At 34.8% G+C, this 21,628-nt stretch carries 19 protein-coding genes and 1 other annotated feature; of the genes, 2 read left to right on the top strand and 17 right to left on the bottom strand.

All coding sequences use genetic code 11. From position 1 onward, the window contains the following. Positions 1–34: 34 nt before the first annotated feature. The 4 genes from BR43_RS06640 to nhaC all read right to left on the bottom strand — a co-directional run bounded on the left by BR43_RS06640 (position 35) and on the right by nhaC (position 2,670). Positions 35–241 carry a GH32 C-terminal domain-containing protein gene (locus tag BR43_RS06640; RefSeq protein ID WP_034560447.1) on the bottom strand — a complete coding sequence of 69 codons (207 nt, stop codon included), beginning with the start codon at positions 239–241 and terminating at the stop codon, positions 35–37. A 37-nt stretch (positions 242–278) separates the two neighbouring features. After that, positions 279–413, bottom strand: coding sequence for a hypothetical protein (locus BR43_RS20585; RefSeq protein ID WP_281173953.1), 135 nt, complete (start codon positions 411–413; stop codon positions 279–281). Next, the gene (locus BR43_RS20150; protein WP_169741029.1) at positions 404–562 is read right to left on the bottom strand and encodes a hypothetical protein; all 159 of its coding nucleotides are present in this window, start codon (positions 560–562) and stop codon (positions 404–406) included. Before BR43_RS20150 ends, BR43_RS20585 begins: the two co-directional genes overlap by 10 nt. Positions 563–1,260: 698 nt before the next feature. Next, the gene (gene nhaC / locus BR43_RS06645; RefSeq protein WP_034564875.1) at positions 1,261–2,670 is read right to left on the bottom strand and encodes a Na+/H+ antiporter NhaC; all 1,410 of its coding nucleotides are present in this window, start codon (positions 2,668–2,670) and stop codon (positions 1,261–1,263) included. 184 nt (positions 2,671–2,854) lie between these two features. Beyond that, positions 2,855–3,068 (bottom strand) — a binding site (T-box leader). Positions 3,069–3,286: 218 nt separating this feature from the next. On the opposite strand from nhaC, the gene BR43_RS06650 reads away from it, so the two are divergent. Beyond that, a complete protein-coding gene (locus BR43_RS06650; RefSeq protein ID WP_034560448.1) occupies positions 3,287–3,952 on the top strand; it encodes an SDR family oxidoreductase in 666 nt (221 codons plus the stop codon). A gap of 94 nt (positions 3,953–4,046) precedes the next feature. On the opposite strand, the gene BR43_RS06655 is transcribed toward BR43_RS06650, so the two are convergent. Continuing rightward, positions 4,047–5,459: a glycosyl hydrolase family 28-related protein gene (locus BR43_RS06655; protein WP_034560450.1), complete on the bottom strand. Its 1,413-nt coding sequence runs from the start codon at positions 5,457–5,459 to the stop codon at positions 4,047–4,049. Positions 5,460–5,587: 128 nt separating this feature from the next. Then, positions 5,588–6,274: a YjjG family noncanonical pyrimidine nucleotidase gene (locus BR43_RS06660; protein WP_034560452.1), complete on the bottom strand. Its 687-nt coding sequence runs from the start codon at positions 6,272–6,274 to the stop codon at positions 5,588–5,590. Positions 6,275–6,511: 237 nt separating this feature from the next. Here BR43_RS06660 and BR43_RS06665 point away from each other — a divergent pair, with 237 nt between their 5' ends. After that, positions 6,512–7,099 (top strand): lytic polysaccharide monooxygenase, encoded by a 588-nt coding sequence (locus tag BR43_RS06665; protein ID WP_034560454.1) that lies wholly within the window; start codon positions 6,512–6,514, stop codon positions 7,097–7,099. Positions 7,100–7,173: 74 nt separating this feature from the next. Here the strand turns inward: BR43_RS06665 and BR43_RS06670 are convergent, their stop codons facing one another. The 11 genes from BR43_RS06670 to BR43_RS06720 form a co-directional block, all read right to left on the bottom strand. Continuing rightward, positions 7,174–7,704, bottom strand: a complete 531-nt coding sequence (locus BR43_RS06670) for a PTS sugar transporter subunit IIA (protein ID WP_034560455.1) — start codon at positions 7,702–7,704, stop codon at positions 7,174–7,176. Between the two features lie 23 nt (positions 7,705–7,727). Continuing rightward, positions 7,728–8,210, bottom strand: a complete 483-nt coding sequence (locus tag BR43_RS06675; RefSeq protein WP_245617832.1) for a hypothetical protein — start codon at positions 8,208–8,210, stop codon at positions 7,728–7,730. Between the two features lie 33 nt (positions 8,211–8,243). Beyond that, entirely contained in the window at positions 8,244–9,002 is a 759-nt protein-coding gene (locus BR43_RS06680; protein WP_034560457.1) for a MurR/RpiR family transcriptional regulator, read from the bottom strand. A 320-nt stretch (positions 9,003–9,322) separates the two neighbouring features. After that, positions 9,323–10,654: a 6-phospho-alpha-glucosidase gene (locus tag BR43_RS06685; RefSeq protein ID WP_034560458.1), complete on the bottom strand. Its 1,332-nt coding sequence runs from the start codon at positions 10,652–10,654 to the stop codon at positions 9,323–9,325. Next, the gene (locus tag BR43_RS06690; protein ID WP_034560460.1) at positions 10,651–12,270 is read right to left on the bottom strand and encodes an alpha-glucoside-specific PTS transporter subunit IIBC; all 1,620 of its coding nucleotides are present in this window, start codon (positions 12,268–12,270) and stop codon (positions 10,651–10,653) included. Before BR43_RS06690 ends, BR43_RS06685 begins: the two co-directional genes overlap by 4 nt. Before the next feature lie 189 nt (positions 12,271–12,459). After that, the gene (locus BR43_RS06695; protein ID WP_034560462.1) at positions 12,460–13,422 is read right to left on the bottom strand and encodes a Gfo/Idh/MocA family protein; all 963 of its coding nucleotides are present in this window, start codon (positions 13,420–13,422) and stop codon (positions 12,460–12,462) included. Then, complete coding sequence (locus BR43_RS06700; RefSeq protein WP_051933848.1) at positions 13,423–14,331, bottom strand: alpha/beta hydrolase; 909 nt, start codon at positions 14,329–14,331, stop codon at positions 13,423–13,425. It abuts the gene before it with no gap. Positions 14,332–14,420: 89 nt separating this feature from the next. Continuing rightward, complete coding sequence (locus BR43_RS06705; protein ID WP_034560464.1) at positions 14,421–17,825, bottom strand: WxL domain-containing protein; 3,405 nt, start codon at positions 17,823–17,825, stop codon at positions 14,421–14,423. A 34-nt stretch (positions 17,826–17,859) separates the two neighbouring features. Next, entirely contained in the window at positions 17,860–18,948 is a 1,089-nt protein-coding gene (locus BR43_RS06710; protein ID WP_034560465.1) for a WxLIP family cell surface protein, read from the bottom strand. Positions 18,949–19,073: 125 nt separating this feature from the next. Then, complete coding sequence (locus BR43_RS06715; protein ID WP_051933849.1) at positions 19,074–19,769, bottom strand: WxL domain-containing protein; 696 nt, start codon at positions 19,767–19,769, stop codon at positions 19,074–19,076. 798 nt (positions 19,770–20,567) lie between these two features. After that, on the bottom strand, positions 20,568–21,626 hold the full coding sequence (locus BR43_RS06720) for a Gfo/Idh/MocA family protein (protein ID WP_034560467.1): 1,059 nt from the start codon (positions 21,624–21,626) through the stop codon (positions 20,568–20,570). Between the last annotated feature and the right edge of the window lie 2 nt (positions 21,627–21,628).

Genomic DNA, 21,628 nt, shown 5'->3' on the forward strand with positions numbered 1-21,628 from the left:
ACTGTAGTTTCTTTTTTTTGATGATTCCTCTTTATTACTCTAATTCAGTAAAATATAACACTTCAATAACAAGATTGCCCTTTGCCTTAAAACGAATATCCGTTGCTGTTTCTTTAGGATAAACGGTTATGATTAAAGCTTTTAACCCATGATTTGCAAAAAACTCAACTGAGCTCTTATCTAAGAAAATCTCTAATTTCAATTTACCATTTTCTACTGCTGAAATACAATTCCTTTTCATTTTATCACAAGAACCTATTAAGTATCGACGGTTTGGCTCAATCTAATTCTTCGACAATCTTAGCAACTTCTGCACCGCGAATCTCTCCAATAGCTTCATTCAGTTGCAATAAAATCTTGCCTTCATACTTAGGAATCTGAATTGGATTAATCTGATTGGTATCTACTCCCATAAGATGATCAAAAATTGCATATCTGTAAATCTCTCAATTGTTTCATTCATATCTCCAATTTCGCTAAAAATCACAAATTTTCCCGTACGTGTAGCATTAGAAGGTATTCCAAAAATATCATCTCGACTATTTTCTACTTCACTATCCAATTCAATAACTTTAATTGGATTTATATAACAAACATCTTGATTATCAAAAATAACACGACGCTCTTCTGTTTTTTTAGTAGACCTTCTTTTTCCATTAATTAAATAACCTTATGTATATATTCCTCATCTGTCAGTATCTCTGATTTTTCAGAACTTCGTATTGCTGATTTTTTCTTCTTTAGATTTAGGTTGCACTTGACTACATCCAGTAAAAACGGCCATCATAATTAACAAGAAGATCCCCCACCTTTTCATCCCTATTCCCTATTTTTTTCAAGAATTTCGTCAAATTCATAAAAAAAAGCACTGATATAAAATATCAGTGCTCTTCGACAGTATTTATTTTCATAAATAAACTCCATGAATTCCACAATACAGAGGGAGCTAAGCATCTACATCTTGTAGTTGTACTCGAAGTACCAACGCCCTGCCTTTGTTCAATCACAAGCCGCCGCAGCGGAATAACCGAAGTTACCTGATTGAGTCAACTCATCGCATGGACTAACTATACCACGTATATTGAACCACGACAAGCTTTATTTTTATATACAAATTTTATTTATCTTAATTTGTTTCAATCTCGCTTCCTGTAAACAGATTGATTCCATCACCAGTATTGAGCAATTTCTTTTGGCTCATATACAAAGTAACTCCTATGGTGAGAATCTGAACGCCTTTATCTCAACCCCTACTTATTTTTAAACAGATGGAACTTCTTCTAATTCTTTTTCTTCCACAGATCCAGTTTGTTTTTGGATACCAATGCCCGTAAATCCACAGAAAACAGTAATCACTGGACAAAGTAGACAGAAGAAAGCAAAAGGTAAGTAGTCAACTGTTTGAATTCCTAACGCTCCAGCAATGAATACACCACTCACACTCCAAGGAACTAACGAATTAACAACCGCACCTGAATCTTCTAGAACTCGTGACATTGCTAGTGGGTGTAAACCTGCTTCATGGAAAGATTTTTTAAAGGCTTTTCCTGGCAAAATGATTGATAGGTATTGCTCTCCAACTAACAAATTCACGCCAATACAAGAAAGCGCAGTAGCCAGAATTAATTTTCCTGTTGAATTTAACGATTTAGAAATTGGTGCCATTACGGAATCAATAATTTTAAATTCAACCAATAGTCCACCTAGTGCTAATGCTAAAATAATCAAGGAAATCGACCACATCATGCTTTGCACACCACCACGAGATAACAAAGCATCAATGCTAGCATCTCCTGTTTTAGAAATAAAACCATCTTGCATAATACCAGAAATCGTTGTAAAATCAATAGCTGGATTCTCAATCACCATCATCACGACTGCAACAATAATGCTTAATAATAACGTTGGAATTGCTGGAACTTTACGCCATGAACAAATGAACATGACTAGAATAGGAATAATCGCAAAGATATTCACTGAGAAATTAGTCGTTAAGACTTCAATTAACTTAGTAATATCCGCCGTATCAGCATGCGTTTGACCAGATCCTAAAATAAAGAAGAGAACTAATGAAATCAATAGCGCTGGGACGGTCGTCCACATTAAATTCTTAACATGACGGAATAAATCCACGCCTGAAACAGCTGCCGATAAATTCGTACTATCTGATAATGGTGACATTTTATCACCAAAAACCGCTCCCGAAACAATTGCTCCTGCTACTAACGCTGGGCTAAATCCCATTGAAGTTCCCATTCCTAAAAGTGCAATTCCCACCGTTGAAACAGTTGTAAAAGCACTACCAATCGAGGTTCCAACAATTGCACAAATAATAAAAACAGATGGAACAAAAATACCAGGATTTAAAATTTTAAAACCAAATACCATCATTGATGGTATCACGCCAGCGGCGATCCAGACACCAATTAAAGCTCCAATTAAAATAAAAATAATCATTGGTACAAGTCCCGTTGAAATCCCTTCTTGAATTCCTTTATGAATACTGTCCCAAGAATGTTTTCTAAATTTCCCCCATAAAATCAATAACCCAATGGCAATAATTAAAGGTGTTTGTGGTGCCACTCCGAATTGAATCACACTAACCCCAATAATCACTAATAATAATAACAAAATACCTGCTGCTTCTTTAAATGATTGTTGCTTTTCCATCATAACATCTCTCCTAAATAATTTTTTTTAATTCGATTATTTAAAACAGACGATACCCACTAATTCCTCCAGTTGTAAATCGTAACTTCCACATATTCTAACTCCCCTTTCTGATAATCTCGTTAATGAAACATAGAGATCCTTTAAATACAAAAAATCCCTGCTGTAGTCTACAAACAACTACAACAGGGACGAATTTATAATTTCGCGGTACCACCCTAATTAGAAATAATTTCTTATTCCTCACTTCATTGGTGTAACGGACCTCTCCGTCTTTAGCTTTTAGGTAAAGAAGCTCCAAATCCGTAATTCAAATAATTATCTCGATTGGTTCGCAGCTACCACCAATTTTCTGTAACAAAGAGAATTATTCTACTTCGATTCTTCAACGCGTTAAAGTATTCGTGTATCTTGTTGACTATATTAGCACGATAATTTTTATTGGTCAATGGTTTTAGCTTAGTATGAGAATTTCTTCATAATTTTAATGACATAAATTAGCAAAAGCTTTATTTGACAGCAAAGCATTAATTACACGATGCAAGTTTATCTATTTCTTAATTAAAATTTGGTATAGTAAAGTCAGTGAAAAACTTTAGAAATGAGGGAAGCAAATATGAGCAAAGCAAAAAAGGTCGTAATTCTTGGTGGAAGTGGTTTTCTTGGGCAAGCATTATGTCAAGCTGCTGTCATAGAAGGCTTCACCGTAATCAGTATCTCTCGTAGTGGACAACCATCAGAAGATAGACTGACTGCTAAAGAAAGTGCATCATCAATTACTTGGGTTGCTGCAGATATTTTTACAACAACTGATTGGCATATTTATTTACAAGATGCCTTCGCCGTAATTGATTTAATTGGAATTATTAAAGAACAACCAAAAAAAGAAATCACCTATTCTAAATTTATTGTTAAAGCTGCTAAAATTATTGGTGTAGCTTCGGCTCAACTTCCATCCCTACAGCACTTTATTTTTCTATCAGCAAATGCTGGACCCTATCGTTACATGCAAGCAAAACAAGAAGCCGAAAGTTTATTAATTAATCTGCCACTTCCTTTAACTATCGTTCGACCAGGATTATTAGTTGGTCGTGATCGCCCATCATCTATCCGCGCAAAATGGGCCTTAAATACACTAGCAAAGCTCCCATTAATTGGCAATCTAACTCAAGCAATCAAGCCCATTGACGTTCAGCTTGTGGCTAAAAAAATTGTACAAATCTTAGATAGTCCAAAACCGCTGACAACTCGCGTAATCGGAATTGAGCAGCTTACACAATAAAAAGAGTCCTGACAAACATTTTTGTTTGTGTAGTGACCTCCAAAAGTTAGATTTTTAAGTCGTTTTGGGGGATCACTACATTGTCAGGGCTCTTTTAATACTCAATATTTTTTGTTTCTTTGCTAATTCGGATCGGCTGTTTGGCATATCCATAATTCCGTAAGTTGATATGACGCAGCACAACATTTCCTGCTCGATATTGAACCGCAATAGCAATTTTATCTGCTTGCTTATCTAGATTGTCACGTCCAACGAAATAATTAATCACGACTTGATGATAAGCAGAAACTACTAGACCTCTCGGTGTTGATTCCACATATAAATCGGTTTTTTGTGGAAAATAGGCGGCTAAAAAACTCCCACGAATTCCATAGGCTGAACACGATAAAGCATCTTCCCCTTTATGATGACCAATATGTCGAAAGTTATAGGATCGGTTATCATGAAAAGAAAAATGTCCAAAAATCTGGGTATCGGAAGCCGCAGAACTCGTCTCATGGGCTTTAATTTCAATACCTCCAAAACCATAGGCTGTTCGATTATTAACTAAGGAAACATGTTGCGATCCATCGTCTACTTCAATCCCATTAGAATTAGAATAACCTAACTCATGTGCTCGTCCACTTGGATGATGCAGATAAGAATGACTAATCAAAATATTTTGACTATGATGCGTCGTAATCCCATCATCTCCATAACCATAAGCTTCGATTTGATCCAACCAAATATATTCACTACCGCCTCTTGAACGTGTTCCATCACCTAAATAACTATAATAAGGAGCAGTAATATCAATCCCATGTAAGCCTGGGTTTTGAATAACAACATTTCGTACTACAGCATACTTCACATGAGCTAAGGTTACTCCACTAGAGGCGGTTCCACCTGCTGCTGTTGATTCAAAACTCTCCAAACGTTCTACATTCCAATCCAACATCACTTGTTCAATCTGTATATGATGATTCCCAAAAACAGGCTGTTTATTAGTTATTAATCGTTGTGATTTCGGAGCTTCTCTATGAAGCTTAATCGTTGTTTCAGTTGAACCCGCCCCAACTAAAATTGTATTGGACGGCAACTTAATACCTTTTACTATAAAGATCCCTTCTGGTACATTCACTTTCCGACTACCAAAAGCCAACGCTCGTTTAAAAGCCTTTGTACAATCGGTCACGCCATCTCCAACAGCACCAAAATCAGTAACGGATACTTCTTTTCTTATTCTTTTTTTTAACCTACTCATCTCTTGTTGTAGTTTTTCATACCAGTCAGGCACAACTTGCCCATCATCATTAACAATTAAGGAAGGTCCATATGAATAGTCTGTTTTGAATTTAGTGGACATCCTCCACTTACACCAACTATTTTTTTGATAGTCCATAATAGACGGTGGTAAATTATCAAAAAGTCGTTGTGTTTCAGTTAATACGTCTCTTTTATCTGAATTTTTTTCATAGTTAGGAAATAAATTCTGCAATGTCCGCTGATTCTCCTCAAGCAAACTCATATAACTCCTCCTCTCCTAGCGTTTATTTGCCATTATTGTACCATGATTAAACGAATTATCGAGACTAAAAGATTAAAAAAGAATTATTTAGTCTACTTACACTAAATAATTCCATATTATAAATTAAATCAATCTAAAATCCCATAAAGTCCATCTAATGTTTTCAATTCATAAGTCGGTGTAATATCTGTTGTATTTTCTTTCAAAGATGGATTAAACCAGCACGTATCCATCCCTACATTTGCTCCGCCTAAAATATCTGAACCTAATGTATCTCCAATAATTAACGTCTTTTCAAGGTTAAAATTAGGTATACGTTCAAAAACATAATCAAAATATTCTCTCATAGGCTTTTGATAGCCTGTATCTTCAGAAACAAAAATATCCTTAAATAATGGATGCAATCCTGAATCACGCAAGCGTTTATCTTGTGTTTTAGAAACTCCATTCGTCACAATATATAACTCATAGTTCTCTTTTAAATTCAGAATTAAATCAAATGCACCGTCAACTAACTCATGACCTTCTTCTAAAAAACGACGATAACTTTGTTCCATTTTTACACCATCTACTTCACGATCAAACTCTTTAAATAACAAATAAAAACGTGTATTTACCAATTCATCACGCTCTAATTTCCCTTGTTCAAAATCTTCCCATAATCCTTTGTTGATTGTTTGATATGTTTCTTCGATTTCTTTTGTAAAAGGGATTCCTTGCTCTTTAAAAAGTAAAGCTAAAGCTTGATTTTCTGCTGCTCCAAAATCTAATAATGTATCATCTACATCAAATAATAAGGTTTGATAAGTCTTCACAATACTACCTCCAATTGGCTATTTATCAAAGTATAGCATACCTCCAAACAAAATTCCTACTATAAAAAACCGTTATATTTTCACTAAAAAATTGGTATAGTTGTGAATTAAATAACAAAATTATATTAAAAAAAATTAATTTTTTTAAGCAATATCAATAGACAAGATTATAACATTATGCTATTATATGTTTTGTAAGCGGAAACAAAATATAACAAAAAAAAGGAGAGATTTTTTATGAAAAATCGTTTAGTAAAACTTGTTTTAGTTGTAGCATTGTTAGTTGGTGGGTTAGCTGCATTTTCAGCATCTGCCTCGGCACATGGATATGTTTCTTCACCAGGAAGTAGAGCTTATAAAGGTAGTAATTTAGGTGGAAATCTAAATACAAATGTTGGTCAAGCACAGTGGGAGCCTCAAAGTATTGAAGCACCTAAAGGCACGTTTATCACTGGAAAATTAGCAAGTGCAGGGTTAGCTCAGTTTTCTCTTTTAGACGAACAAACAGCAACTAGATGGCACAAATCAAACATTAGCAATGGTCCATTGTCATTAACTTGGACATTAACTGCTCGTCACAGTACAGCTAACTGGCAATATTACATGACAAAAAAAGGTTGGAACCCTAATCAACCATTAGATATCAAAAACTTTGACTTAATTGGACAAGTAAACGATAATGGCGCAATCCCATCAAGCAGTGTGACACATAATGTAACTGTTCCTACTGATCGTGAGGGCTACAATGTAATCTTAGCAGTTTGGACTATTAATGATACAACAAACGCATTCTATCAAGCAATTGATGTAAACGTTGTAAAATAGAGATTAAAAAAAAGTTGTAACACTCTTCATCCCCAGAGTGTTACAACTTTTTCTATGTTTATTTTATCAGTAAATTAAGCTTTTGTTTTGAATGATCCAACTGTTTTCCCAGCTGGTGCATCACCTAACTCAGTAACAGAAAAAGTATCAACTTTATCCATATTCGTAATCACAACAACCATTGCATTGTCTTTACCTGCTGTCACTAATGCGTCTAAATCAACTGTTGCCACTAATGTTTCAGGCGTTACAGTTTGACCTTCTTTAACTGAAATCTTAAATGGCGCACCGTTTAATTCAACTGTATCTAATCCCATGTGTAACAGGACTTCCGCACCATTGTCCATTATAAAACCAACGGCATGTTTTGTTGGGAAAATACTAGTCACTTTACCTTTTACAGGTGCATGAATTTTTCCATCTGTAGGAACAACGGCATAGCCATCACCCATCATTTTTTCACCAAATACTGGATCTGAAACTTCACCAATTGCGATGACTTTGCCGTTTGCTGGTGCAAATAGCTCACCATCAAGGCTTACAACCGTTGTCGGTGCTGTCGTTTCTTCATTTTTAGCTTCTTTTTTCTTAAAAAATCCAAACATCTTTATCCCTGCTCTCTAAAGGTTTAACCACCATTTTTAATTAGTATCATTAATGCATAAACCGCAACAAATGATATAATATATTGTATACTAACTAGTGTGTAAACGCTAGACATTTTCTGTTTATTCTGAGGTGTATCATTGGAAGCTGGCAATTCTCGATAAGTTAAAAAAACTAGGATTGCGCCAACTAGATTGCCAACTAGCAGCTGTTGAGCGATTATTAATTTTAAAAACATCCCCGCTTGATTCGCTTTAGATCGGGATTCTTTTGGCAAACTAAATAAAAAATATGCTGAAAACGGAGTAAGCAAAGCGATTAAAAGCATCACCGTTAATAACGTATCTTCCATTAAGAGTTGTTGAAATCCACTATGCTCAATCGTAATTTTTAAAAGCAAATAGGCAACAAATAAAAGGGGCAATAAAAACCAATATCCAATTAAGCTTACATAAAACTTAGGCTTTCCAATATTTAATCGTTTCATTACTTTTTCATTCATCATCAAATTCCCTACTTTCTATTTACTCATTCACATTTATTTTTCTCTGACTGTATCTAAATATCCTAAATATTCACGGTATAGTGCATCACAAACAATATTTAAGGTGATAAATGAGATTAATTCTGTTGAAGCCGCTTGACGCAACGGAGTCACTTGATAATATAAATTATACGGTGTTAAGGATGCTAAATAATTATTTTTAAATGTCGTAATCGATAAAATCGGAACACCACGTAAATTAAGAGATTTAATATTTTGTTCTAATTCTTTCGTATCACCACTTAAAGAAATAATCACTACAAAATCATTCTTTGTAATAATCGGCATATTTAAATCAAATTCCGTTTTCGCTGGAATAGATAAACAATATTTTTCACAACTCATTAAATTACGACTTAATTCTTTCACTGCATTTTGTTGTCCCCAACCAGTTCCATAAGCAAAAATCCGTTCCGCTTGATGTATTTTTGAAAGAATCGGTGCTAAGTCCGTTTGCTGCATTAATTTCAGAGTGCTTTCAATGTCTTCCATTTGCAATTTTAATAGATCTAAACTTCCTGTTGATTGAGGTTTACTTTTTTTTAAACTGTATTTAAATTCACTAAAGCCAGTAAAGCCAAGTTTTTGCGTCAATCTCAATAACGAAGATTTTGATGTTAAACATTTTTGAGCTAGCTGAATAATATTTAAAGTCTGGACTTCCTGTTGATTTTCTAAAATATAAGTTATAATAGCTAAATCGTTTTCATTTAATTTATCATGATGCTGATTCACTAGCTGTTCTAATTCCATTAAAAATTCCCCTCTTTCTATTCTAAGCTTAGTATAACATTAGGAGACCTCTGAGAACTACAATAGCGACTATTTTCGTAATGATGACGGAAACCATATTCATAAAAATTAACTTATACCTACATAACTTAATATTTATTTATAGATTTCCATAATAATCACTGAAAAAGTCAAATGCCACTGTTATTTTCAGACACTCCCTGAGTTTCACCAAGTATAAAAAAGAAAGATTCCATCAAGTACAGTCTGATTTATTCTACTAAAAATAAGTAGACTTAGAGTATTCTCATTCAATCTCTAAGCCTACTTTCTTTGATTTCTTAGCTTAATTCAGGCCAAAACTCTTGATTCACTTCAATTAAATCATCTAAAATTTGTTTGGCTACACCTGCATTTGGTACAATTTTAGACATGGTTAATGCTTGCCATAATTTTTGATATGATTTTTCAGCCCAAGCTTCCACAACTAATTTTTCAACGGCTACTTGTTGTTCCATCAGACCTTTTTGGAAACGTGGAATTTTTCCTTGAACAAGTGGTTCTGGTCCATTTGTCCCAACAATACATGGAACTTCTACCATTGCGGTTTCTTCAAAGTTTACAATAGCTCCTTGATTTTCAACAATTAATAACATCCGCTCATGAGTATTGTAGGCAATAGCTCTTGCTAAATCAACGATATAAGAAGCATGTTCATCAATTTCTAGCGTAGAACCTTCCGTTGATCCTAACTCAGCAATGCGATTGCATTCGCTAAAGACATGTTTTTCACGTCCAGCCATTACTTCATTAGCACGAGTATATTCAGGATTTGCATGTGCGACTTCATCACTGGCATATAAATAATATTTCAAATACGTATTAGGTAACGTATCAGGATCTAACGCATAAACATCCTTTGCTTTACTAAAGGTATGCATCCAACTAGCATCAGTATGTTGACCAGCTTCAACTTCTTCCGGTAACGCATAGCCATTTTTTGCTACATTAGCTTTGATTTGTGGCATTAAATCATTGCCATTTAAATCGCGAATATCTGTCCACCAGCCAAAATGATTCAATCCATAATAACGAACAACCATTTCTTTTCGAGACTTCAAGCCAATACTATGCGCCATTCGTTCTTCAATTCCAATCGGCATATCACATATATTCAAAATCTTCGCTGTTGGGCGTAGTTTTCTTGTTGCTTCTGCCACAATTGCGGCTGGATTTGAGTAATTCAACATCCACGCGTCAGGCGAATATTGCTCCATAAAGTCAACTAATTCAAGAACACCACCGATTGAACGCATACCATATGCAATCCCACCCGGTCCACATGTTTCCTGTCCAACAACACCATATTTCAATGGAATTTTTTCATCTTTTTCACGCATAGCATATTTTCCAACTCGTATATGTGCCATCACAAAATCCACATCCGTAAAGGCTGTTTTGGGATCACTAGTTGCAACAAACTTAATCTCTGGTGCTTGTTCTTGAATAATAATCTCACAGGCATCAGCAATTTGCTTTTGACGTGCTGGATCATTATCATAAAATTTGATTTGACGAATCGGTAATTTTTCTAAATTCGCTAAAAGCATTAACACGATTCCTGGGGTAAATGTACTTCCTCCACCTGCGACTACGATTGAATGTTTTTTCATTTTTGTCCATCTCCTTCAGTGTTTTCGTTCATTTTTAATAAATTTTCAAATTGTTCACGCACTTGCGGAACAGATAATCCTACAATAACTTGGAAAGCCTTCCCATTACGAACAACGCCATGAGCGCCGCCCTCTTTAAAGGCAGTATCTCCTTGAACTAAACTTTCGTCATATACACCAATTCTTAAACGCGTAGCACAATTATTCACGGTTGCAATATTATCTGAGCCACCGAGTCCTTCTAAATAAATAGCAGCTGCTTCAGTGTATTGATTTGCACCTTCCATCACTATACCGCCACCATTTGCCATCTTCTCTTTGTATTCTTTCTTACTATATAACTTCACATCAGCAGCATCATCCACTTCACGTCCCGGTGTTGCAAAATTAAATTTTAGAATAAGGAAACGGAACACAAAGAAATAAATTGCTGTAAAAGCCAAACCTATGACTAATTGAATCACATACGTTTGCCAATGATTGGCAGCTAATGGAATCCAATTTTTGGCTAAAAGATCAATAAAACCACCACCCATATCTCCTACAACACCAAAAGCATACATCGTTGCTGACATAGTCGCTGCTAAAAAAGCATGGACAACAAACAGCACAGGAGCAATAAATAAGAACGTAAATTCCAAGGGTTCTGTAATCCCAGCTAAAACAGCGGTTAACGTTACTGGAATTAAAATAGCTAATACCTTTTTGCGTTTCTCTGGTTTAGATGTTACATAAAATGCTGCGGCAATTCCTGGTGCAGCAAAAATCTTTGAATTTCCATGTAGAGCAAATCCACCTTCTGGAAAGAGCTTTTTCAGTGGTTCTGTTGATTTTGAGAATTCATTCAAATGATCCATCCAATAACGAGTAATGCCACCTTCCACTACTGCTGGTCCAAAGACAAACGGCGTATAAATAAAGTGGTGCAATCCTGTTGGAATTAAAATTCTTTCTAAGAATGTATAAAGCCAAACACCAAACACACCCGAAGCCGCTAAGAAACCTTGCATAGAGCCAATTCCAACTTGAATCTTAGGCCAAATCCAAGCCGTTAAAATAGCAATTGGTAGCATTGCGAAAAATCCAATAATAACAACTAGCGAAGAACCTTGGAAAATACCTAAGAAATCTGGTAATTTCACTTCAAAATAACGATTATGAATCCAAACAACAATGGCTGAAATTAAGATAGCGCCAATAATACCAGTATCCAACGTTTTGATTCCAGCAATCATTTTTAAACCAGTTCCACTACCTGCTTCACCTGTATAATCAACACCAAAGGTTTTGCCAAAATGTTCCAAAATACTACCGACAAAATAATTAAAGGTTAAATAAGTAACAACAGCTTCCATCGCTGCTCGTGCATTGGCTTTTTTTGCTAAACCAATTGGCAAACCAATAACAAATAGTAACTCCATTTGATTAAAAACGGTCCATGCACCACTTTCTATAACAGACCAACTGTTATACCAAAATGTACCCTCATTGGCAATGCTTCCAACCAACATCGGATTTTTAAAAATAATTGTTAACGCTAACATAATACCTGAAAAAGAAAAAAGTAGTACTGGTGTAAACATAGCGCCACCAAAGCGCTGTATTTTTTCCATCATAAACGTAATCTCCTTTTTTAATGGTTTTCTTTAGGCCTAATTTCATTATGACATCAGAATCTTCTTGTTACAATCCATTCTCCTATTATAGGGAAGTGCTTATCCAATGCGGTCTATTTCTCAAAATATGGGAATTTTCCCAAATAAAAAAAGCTGATTAACATTTAAAGAAAATCAACTCTTCCAATTTTATTTTTGAGTCCATCCTTGGTATAATTTTTCAATCATTCCAATGGTTGCTACGGTTAACAACTCACTCATAACTGGACTTTGCAAGTATTTTCCAGCCAAGCATCGATTGACATGCTCCACTTCAAAAACAAATTCACTTTCAGTTGGAAAATGATAGTCTGTAATTTGTCCCTCTTGATTGGTTACGGATAGTTCTGTTGCCTTCCAATAATTTGGAATCCAAATAGAGCCTTTTTCGCCATAGATTGTCATACCACTCTCTAAAAATATCATGGTTGTAATCAGAACTGTTACCAAAACTTCGCTAGGTAATTTTAAAGACAAATTACATTGTAAGTCAGATTCACCGGGATTCATCAAACTCGTTCCAGTTCCTTCACTAAAAGTTTCCCCCATTATATATTGAATATATTCCATTGGATACGTTCCACTTCCATATAAAGCACCTCCACCTGATTCAAGGGAATGAAACCATTTAATCCGGTCAACTCCTAAATGACTACTGGAAGCATTAATATAACGAACTTTGCCAATTTCCCCAGACTCAATTAACGCCTTTACTTTAAGAGTAGCTGGTAAAAAGACAGCCTTTTGAGCTTCCATAATAAAACAATCTCTCATCTTAGCTACTGCAAACAGATGCGTTGCCTCCTTTTTGGTTAAACAAAAAGGCTTCTCTAAAAGCACATGCTTATTATTTTCCAAAGCCAACATAGCGGTCTCATAGTGAGCCTTATTGTAAGTGGCAATATAGACGACATCAACTTCAGCATCTTGACACAATTCTTGATAGCTTCCATAGCTTTTAGGAATGTCTAATTCCGTTGCCATCTTCTCAGCATCGGATTCTGTTCGTGAAGCAATTGCCGTGACAACTCCACTCTGACTATTTCGGACACCTGATACAAAACGAGGAACAATTGAAGCCGTACTTAAAATTCCATAATTTATTTTTTTCATTTAACGTACCTCCTCTGATTGAATAAACTGGCAGATCTCAACTAATGCTTTTTTTGATTCTGGAAAAGGAAATAGCACCCAATCATGCAGCATCTTTTCATATTCATGATACTCTAATGGAATCCCTTCCTTAGCCAGCTGGTGTTGCAATCGTTTGGCATCTGGATTTGTAATATCATAGGTTCCAGTAAACAAACTGATTGGAGCTAATCCATGAAAATCTCCATAAATCGGACTAATTAAAGGATCTTTTACTCCACGATCACCACTGTACCATTCTGCAATTTCTTTCACTGCTGGTGTTGCTAAAATCGGATCATGAATGGCGACTTGATCAATTTCTTCATTACTTAGCGACATATCTAAAGCTGGTGAAAGTAAGACAATTCCCTTAGGCTGAGGAAGTTGTCTCTCCTTTAATAATTGTGCTAAACCTAACGAAATTCCTCCTCCAGCTGAATCCCCCATCAAAAAACAGTTCTCAGGTCTAACGCGTTGAATCACTTGCTGATATAAGGGCAAAACAAAATCATAAACGGCTTGATAAGTATATTTTGGCGCTAAAGGATACATAGGAACTATAATTCGACATTGCAAGCGAACAACTAAACTCGCTAAGAATTCCCAATGAAGACTCGTAATACTATGAATATAACCACCACCATGAAAATAAATAATTTCTTTTTGGCTACTCTTCTCTCTAGAAGTCAGTACATAATAGACACAACTGTCTAATTCATTCCGTTCAACCATTACCTGTTGATGGATTTTTTTAGGTGGAGCAGATTTTTCCTTATGTTGTTTTTTAGCTACTTGTTTTTTTAATTTTATTCCAGTTAATTTCCAATTACGGTTAAAATGAATGCCCTTTAAGACAAGTTCGACTATCTTACTTTGATAACTTTGCATGTTTTCACCTCTTTTGTTTTATTGTATCATTAATCAAAAAAAACTACCTATATTAGTCAACTTTCAACTAATATAGATAGCTTATCTATTTAATTAACCACACCTGAAACTAGGGACCAATTAATAGTATTTTGATAATCCTCGTTAGGTCTTCCCACTCCACCAGGTATCTTTAGTGAAACCTCTTTTGCCTGCCATACATTGGTAGAAATATTTTTTCCGACTGCCGCTAAATCTTTCGCAGAAAAAATAGTCACTTCATTTGTCGATAAAGCCACTTGTTTAGAATGAATATGACCACTCTCAACTAGGGCATTCCCTGAATCTTGATTATAAATGTCCCCTTCAGGAATCGTCAATACGGCTCCAGTTAATTCCTCATTATTATGACTCTTTAACGGACCATTTTGACTAACTCGTACACTCCAACCATTCTGATCTGGACGATTATCCGAAACTTGCAACCACTGTTCTGCCAGTTCATTACCAGAAGTTGCTTGTGGATTTTTAGCATGAACTATTTGTTCTTTAAAGCTAAAGTGTGTACTACCAAAATCAAGTTTGCTTGGTACATAATCTAAACGCAATGCCCCAACATTATTCGTCCCATCATTTTCACGATCGACAGCGTCTTCCGATCCTGGGTTTGTAGGATTTGTGGGATTTGTTGGTCCTGTTGGAATATTTTTTTCAATTATAACATCAATATGTCCTGCTAACGGAACTGTTGTCCCAGCATCAATTGCGCTAACCATTAACGAAACCTTGTGCTTTCCTAACGTTCCCGATAGCACTCCATCTAAGCCATACATTGTTAGTTTAGAGCTTACATCCTTAAATGTATAATCAATGATACTCCAAGCTTTTAATTGACTTTGATTTAATAAATAAACCCTTAATGCCTCTGTATCCATTCCCGCCAAATCCTCAACCGTCATTGTAACATCATTTCCAGAAATTCCATTTAAACTAATGAAAATACTTAAAGTTGCCTTTTCTATTACAGTATTCCCAGCGATATCTGTTGCCATAATTGAAATCTCGTGAGTTCCAATCTGGTTCATGTAAGAATCTACTAAATTAGAATCAACATACGCATAGGTAAATCCAGAATTATTTGGATTACTATCTGTTATCTCTTTAACAAATAGACTCGGATCCGGTGTTGCATCTCCTGTTACCAAACTTAATTCTCTTGTTTCCAAAACTGGTGGATTTTTATCTAAGACTATTTTAGTATCCGTTGCTGTTTTTCCACCTAAAAAAGCATATGCCGTAATTGTATTACCTGCAGTAAAACGAGTTCCATTCGGCAAACTATAGCTAAATTTCCCTGTTTGATCTGCTTGAATAGTGAATTTTTCAGTGGATCCAAGAATTGGAGAAGGGATAGTTGCCTCTGGAATTGCGCCATCACCACTAAATTGAATGTAAGCCATTGGATTTGTTGTTCCACTAATTTTCGTTGAATTGTCATCATTAGGATTATCTGTTACTTCCGTTTCAATTTGAATATCAATATCAGGAACCGATTCAACCAAAATTCGTTTAAAATTTTCCGTTTTAAAATTTGTCGTAAAACTGGTTACCGTTTCTTGATTTATTGAATTTCCAACTGCAGTACTATTACCTGTTGAATAACTCGCTACCATGTTAAAGATTGGATCCCAATTGTAATCAGCTGCATTAGTTATCTCCGAAGCACGATTCCAAGCTTGGATTTTCTGAATAGGAGCATTTAATTTCCCTGCACTACTAGACATAGAAATTAAACGTGAGGCTGTATTAGGTGTTCCATTAAATTGCAGATTCACTCGTTTAGCATCATCAAGCTGCAGTAGTGAGTTATTTCCTTGTGCAATAATATTTTTTGAACCCGTTCCATCAACTTCAACATTTAATGAAGCATTTTTAGCAACTTCAATCTTTGAAGTTGTCCCCATATTCACTACTGTACCTGCTCCAGCTACAGTTCCAACAGACTTCACATCCATACTAGCACCTTCACCAATCCTAATATAGGCATTGCTATAAGGTAAGGAAACTACATTATTTCCATTCCCATTTCCGGTAGTATTTCCAAGTGCATTTACCTTAAACTGAGCATTCTCTTTAAGTTCAATTCCTTGGCTGGCTGCTGATGTGTAAAGAGCAGAATAATTACGTCTCACATCTGTATTAATCGTTAATTGAGCATCTTTCTCCAACAATAACTTCCCACGTAATTCAATGCCAGATGTACTATCACCAGTTCCTGTGCCATTCGCTGTTAATTCAACTACCGCACCACTTTCAAGAGTGATATTTCCTGCTCCATTGGTTAAACGAATCACTCCACTATTTAGAGTTGACCCTATATAAGTACTATTTTCCATAAAAGTTACATTTGAGGCTTCGATATTTTGTTGTCCTAAAAGGGTAACATTTACGGTTGAACCATCTATTCCTATATAAGAAGTTGTACTTTCATTGACTACTGTTCCAGCAAAATAAATATCAGAATTATACGAAGCAACTAATTGGGACCCTTGATACGTCACATCTTCATAAGTAAGTTTTGAACCTGATGCTCCCCCACTATTAAAATTAATTGGTCCATAATAATTTAGGCCTAATACGCGAGTGTTCTTAACTGTTATATCTGATACTACCGAAGGATAAAGATAGTTATTCCGAAAATCAATTGTATAATTATTCCCTAAAATAGTTATCGCTCTAGCAGGAATTGCAGTAATATTCCCCGTCACATTAAAGTCTCCAATAAGGTTAATTGTAGTAATTGCGACATTTCCTAAAGCTGCAACAAAAGTAGCATGACTATTCACATCCATTGTTGTTGAATCTGCACGAGGAGTTGATCCTACATCTGCAACTGGTTTTGGTGTTGTATCTAATCGTTCACTTTCTTGTTTTTGATCTTCTTCTGTTTCGATTGCTTGTTCATTATCTACCAGTTCCTCTGAAATAGGTGATTCTGGATAGATAGAATTTTCTTCACTCTCATCTGGAACCTTTTCAGTTTCAGTAGTTAATTCTTCACTCATAATTGAAAAAATTAGTTCATTTGAGGTCATTATTTGATGGTCTGTCACTGATTCCATCTGAATGTTGATGAAATCCGTCGCCTGATTTCCTATAAGAACAAGTGAAATTATTTTATTCTCTCCTTCGTTCCACTTAACAGTCACTGTTCGAGTCAGCTCATTATAAACCAAACTAGCATTTTGTCTATTCTCTTGTTGCTCAGTTAATTCTGCTTGATAATCAACTGAATCAGGAAGTTTAAGAGTAGACTCATAACTTTCTCCTCGATTATCTGACAGATTCACTACAAAAGGGGAATGCAAACTGACCTTTGTATCTGTTTCAAGAGCTAAAGAGGATAAAGTAAGTGGTGATATTCCCTCCGCGTAGATAATCTTTTGGGAAACTTCTAAAATTGGAGAGACAATTAAAAGTAAAAGTAGAAATAGAAACATTATTTTTTTCTTCATGATATCCTCCTCTCTTTCAACCAAATTATCCTTCTTACTTCTTCAATCTTTTTTCAAAACTTTCTTTTTGTTTACGCATTTTGTACTTCATAATTAAATACACAAGCAAAGCTACAAAAACTAATAAAATTGCAAAAATGCCAATATACCGCCAATTACTAGGTGGTGCCTCAGGGTCATTCAGAGCATTTTTTGTATTTTCCTTTGCTTCCTCAGCTGTAATAGTAAAGTCCTCTGTCCATTGCCATGTTTTAGATTCCCATTTTGCATCATTCGTTGTAGCGGTCACAGCGATTGTATAATCTCCAGCTTTCATAGGACTATTCTCCAGATAAACAGGATAATTAAAGTTTGAATTAGGTGCCATAATCAAGCCTTCTCCACTATTTTCATAAAGAACCTCTTTTGATCCTTTTTTCATCACTTTTGCTGCCACTGATAATTCTGAGACAACTGTTGCTTGATCGTTTTGAATCGTTGTTTCAATTACTTTTTGGTATTGACGCAACGTCGGGGTCACCTTAATCAAATTAAGATTTGGTTTTTCACTTTCATTTACAGTTAATTTAATCGCAAGAGCATAACTGTACTTGTTATTAATATTGATACCTTCTTTACTTTTTTCATCCTTTACTTGACCAGATTTTTCAAAATACCATGAACCTAACATAACTCCTTTGGCATTTTTTGGTACATCGATTGTTGCTTGAATTACTTTGTTATCTTTAGCAGGAATTTCTACTATCCCATTGTCGTTATCAACTGTTGAAAAATCACTAACTTTATAAAGTAGACTATCATCAAACTTTTCTGGAACTGCAGTATACGCAATTTCTCCATGCTCGTTGGTAAAAGTCGTCAAAATTTTTGAATCAATTTTAATAGGTGTTTCCTCAGCATTGTATAGTCGAGCTTGAATCGTTATTTTTTCACCTGGAATGGCTTTTAAATCATAAAATGAACTGTTTGGATTCAATTCCCCAGCTTGCTTAATCTTAGATACACTATACTGAACTCCTTGATTCGGGTGACCTTCATCATTAGCTGCTACAGCCGGATATGTTGTATTAAAAAAAATAAGTGGCAATAAAAGTAAGTAAACTAAGTAAGTACGTTTTTTCATAAGTTCCTCCTGTTTTAAGCTAAATCAAATGAGTAAATCAGTTTACCTCATTAGTAAACTGATTTACTTTTTGATAAAAAGTCTAGCTTGTGTATCTATTTTTTTACTATATGTTTAATTTCTTATTATCTTGTCACACCAGCTGTTAAAGTCCATGTTAATGTATTTGTAAAAGCACCTGCTTTAGCAGTTAACTGAGGAATTGTAATTGATACATCTTCTGAATTCCAACGATTAACCGATACATCTTTACCTACGCCAGCTGTATCTGGAGCTTGGAATATTTTTTGAGCAGATCCAGTTACAGTAACCTCGTGTGTAGTCAAATCTGGATCAACAGCTGTTGGAGTTGCACTCAATGAGTTACGAGCTTCTCCTGCTGGAATTGTAATTCTTGCTCCAGTTAACGTATTTCCTCCATCTGTTAATTCACTATCTTGTTGAATTGAAACTGTCCAACCATTAACATCTGCACGGTTATCTGAAACTTGAATATATTGATAATCATTCACAGTTTTTTCTGCTTGGTATGTTCTTTCTGCACTTGCAACTGCTTGTGTACCAAATTTAAATGTTTTTGGCACAACATCTAATGTTAAGTTTCCTGTGTTACCTGTAGCTGTATGATCTACATCAATTCCTCCAGGAGCTGGTTTACTTGGATCTGACGGATCTACTGGTTGCGTAGTACCACCAGTATCTGTAAATGTTAGACTTCCTTCAGTTGTACCTGTTGCACTTGCAATTGTTGGAACAAAACCTCCTGCTCCAATTAATGTTACGACTGCTCCATAAATTACTTTATTCTTGATTGTTTTCATTTCATCTTCTCCCTACATTTGCTATTTATTGGTATTTCATTGTTGCTACAATTGTTGCTTAAAAACTAGTAAGACGCCACTTAAATTAAATTAGGCTTTCTAACACTATAAAGCTAATTTCCTCCTTTAACTCTCTCATCAGTTTGATAGGGTTCATTTTAATTATTAACTAACTCTTATGATTCTATTAATTTTTACATTCAACAAAAATTAAAGAAACTAAAAAATTAATTTAGGCTATTTCTTTGTACTAATTCTCACAATAAGTATTTAAAATGGACGTCTATCAATCATTTCTGATTGTATTTTTATAAATCCAACAACAAAAAGTGCTTGTAACGATAAGATACATCTTTTGCTATTGAATTCAAATATAAAATAAAGCATACTACATGTCAACAATATAAAATAACATCATTTCAAAGAACTTTCGTTTTATTATACATGTAATTACATATATAAAAATTTAATAATTAATAAGCATCATAATAAAAATGAAAGCAGAACTTAAATTTCCTTGATTTTCCAATGCACTTACAACCACTAGTAGATAAAGCTTTCAAAAATATAGAGATTTTTTTACATTAATAAAAAGATGCAGAAAATTTTATTTAAAAATTGATACATTTTATACACATTTAAAAAAAAATATATTTATATATAAAATAATCAGAAAATTCAACGTTATAAAAAGAACAAAAAACGTAAATTTCTTCACAAATTAAAATAACAACAAATATATATAACGCAAAAATCTAGTGTAACACAGTAATGTGTTACACTAGATTTTTCTACTTTTTATTCAAATTTTGTTATGATTTGATTCGTTCTTGCAGCTTCAAAAACAGCTTCTATCAAACGTAAATTTCGTAGAACCTCAGTATTTTTAACAATTGGTTCAGCTTTTTCTTCAATTACTGAAGCAAAATTATCATAAAAGCTCTGAGAATTTTGCTGTGGCTGTGGTAAATCCAATGTATTTGTCGCTTCTTCCGAAGGTGGCGCCATTGTTTTCGTTAAACCTACACCTGCTTGAATTGGTTTTGGTTCTACTTTTTCAGCATCCCAATTGCGTTTGACCATCTTTCCTTTCATTGACCAATCTTCAATCAGGGCTGTCCCTTCTGTTCCTTTAACATACCAACGTGGTAAAGAAATATAATTAGTCGTTCCAACTTCAACAATGGCCGTTACTCCATTCTCAAACGTCAGTGTACTAATAAACCCATCATCTACTTCATCACCTAAAATAAAACTTAACTCCGCACGAACACTAATAATCTTGCTATCAACCATGTAAAGCATTTGATCAAGCAAATGTACGCCCCAATCTAAGAGCATTCCACCACCATGAGCTGCTTCATGTCGCCAATCTCCCGGAATCCCATTAGCACCATGGACACGAGATTCAATCTGGAAGATATCTCCAATTGATTGTTGATCGTACATTTCTTTAACAATCAAAAAGTCTTCATCCCAACGACGATTTTGATGCGTCATAAAGACTTTGTTCACTTTTTTAGCAACTGCATCAATCTCAATAAATTCCTGACTAGATAAAGTTACAGGCTTTTCACAGATAACATGTTTGCCCGCTTCCAATGCTGCAATCGCAATTTCACTATGAACATCATTAGGTGTTGCAATCAGTACGACATCTACCTTTTTATCGGCTAATACTTCTGCTAAATTCGGATATGCTTGATAACCTAATTCTATTCCATAGTCTAAACGTTCTTGTTTAACATCATAAACGCCTGTCACTTCAAGAACATCATTCTTTTTAATTAAGGTGCTATGGTAATGCCCCATGCCACCAAATCCAACAATCACTACTGAATATTTTTTTTGACTCATGT

The organism is Carnobacterium gallinarum DSM 4847, assembly GCF_000744375.1.
Lineage (GTDB): Bacteria > Bacillota > Bacilli > Lactobacillales > Carnobacteriaceae > Carnobacterium > Carnobacterium gallinarum.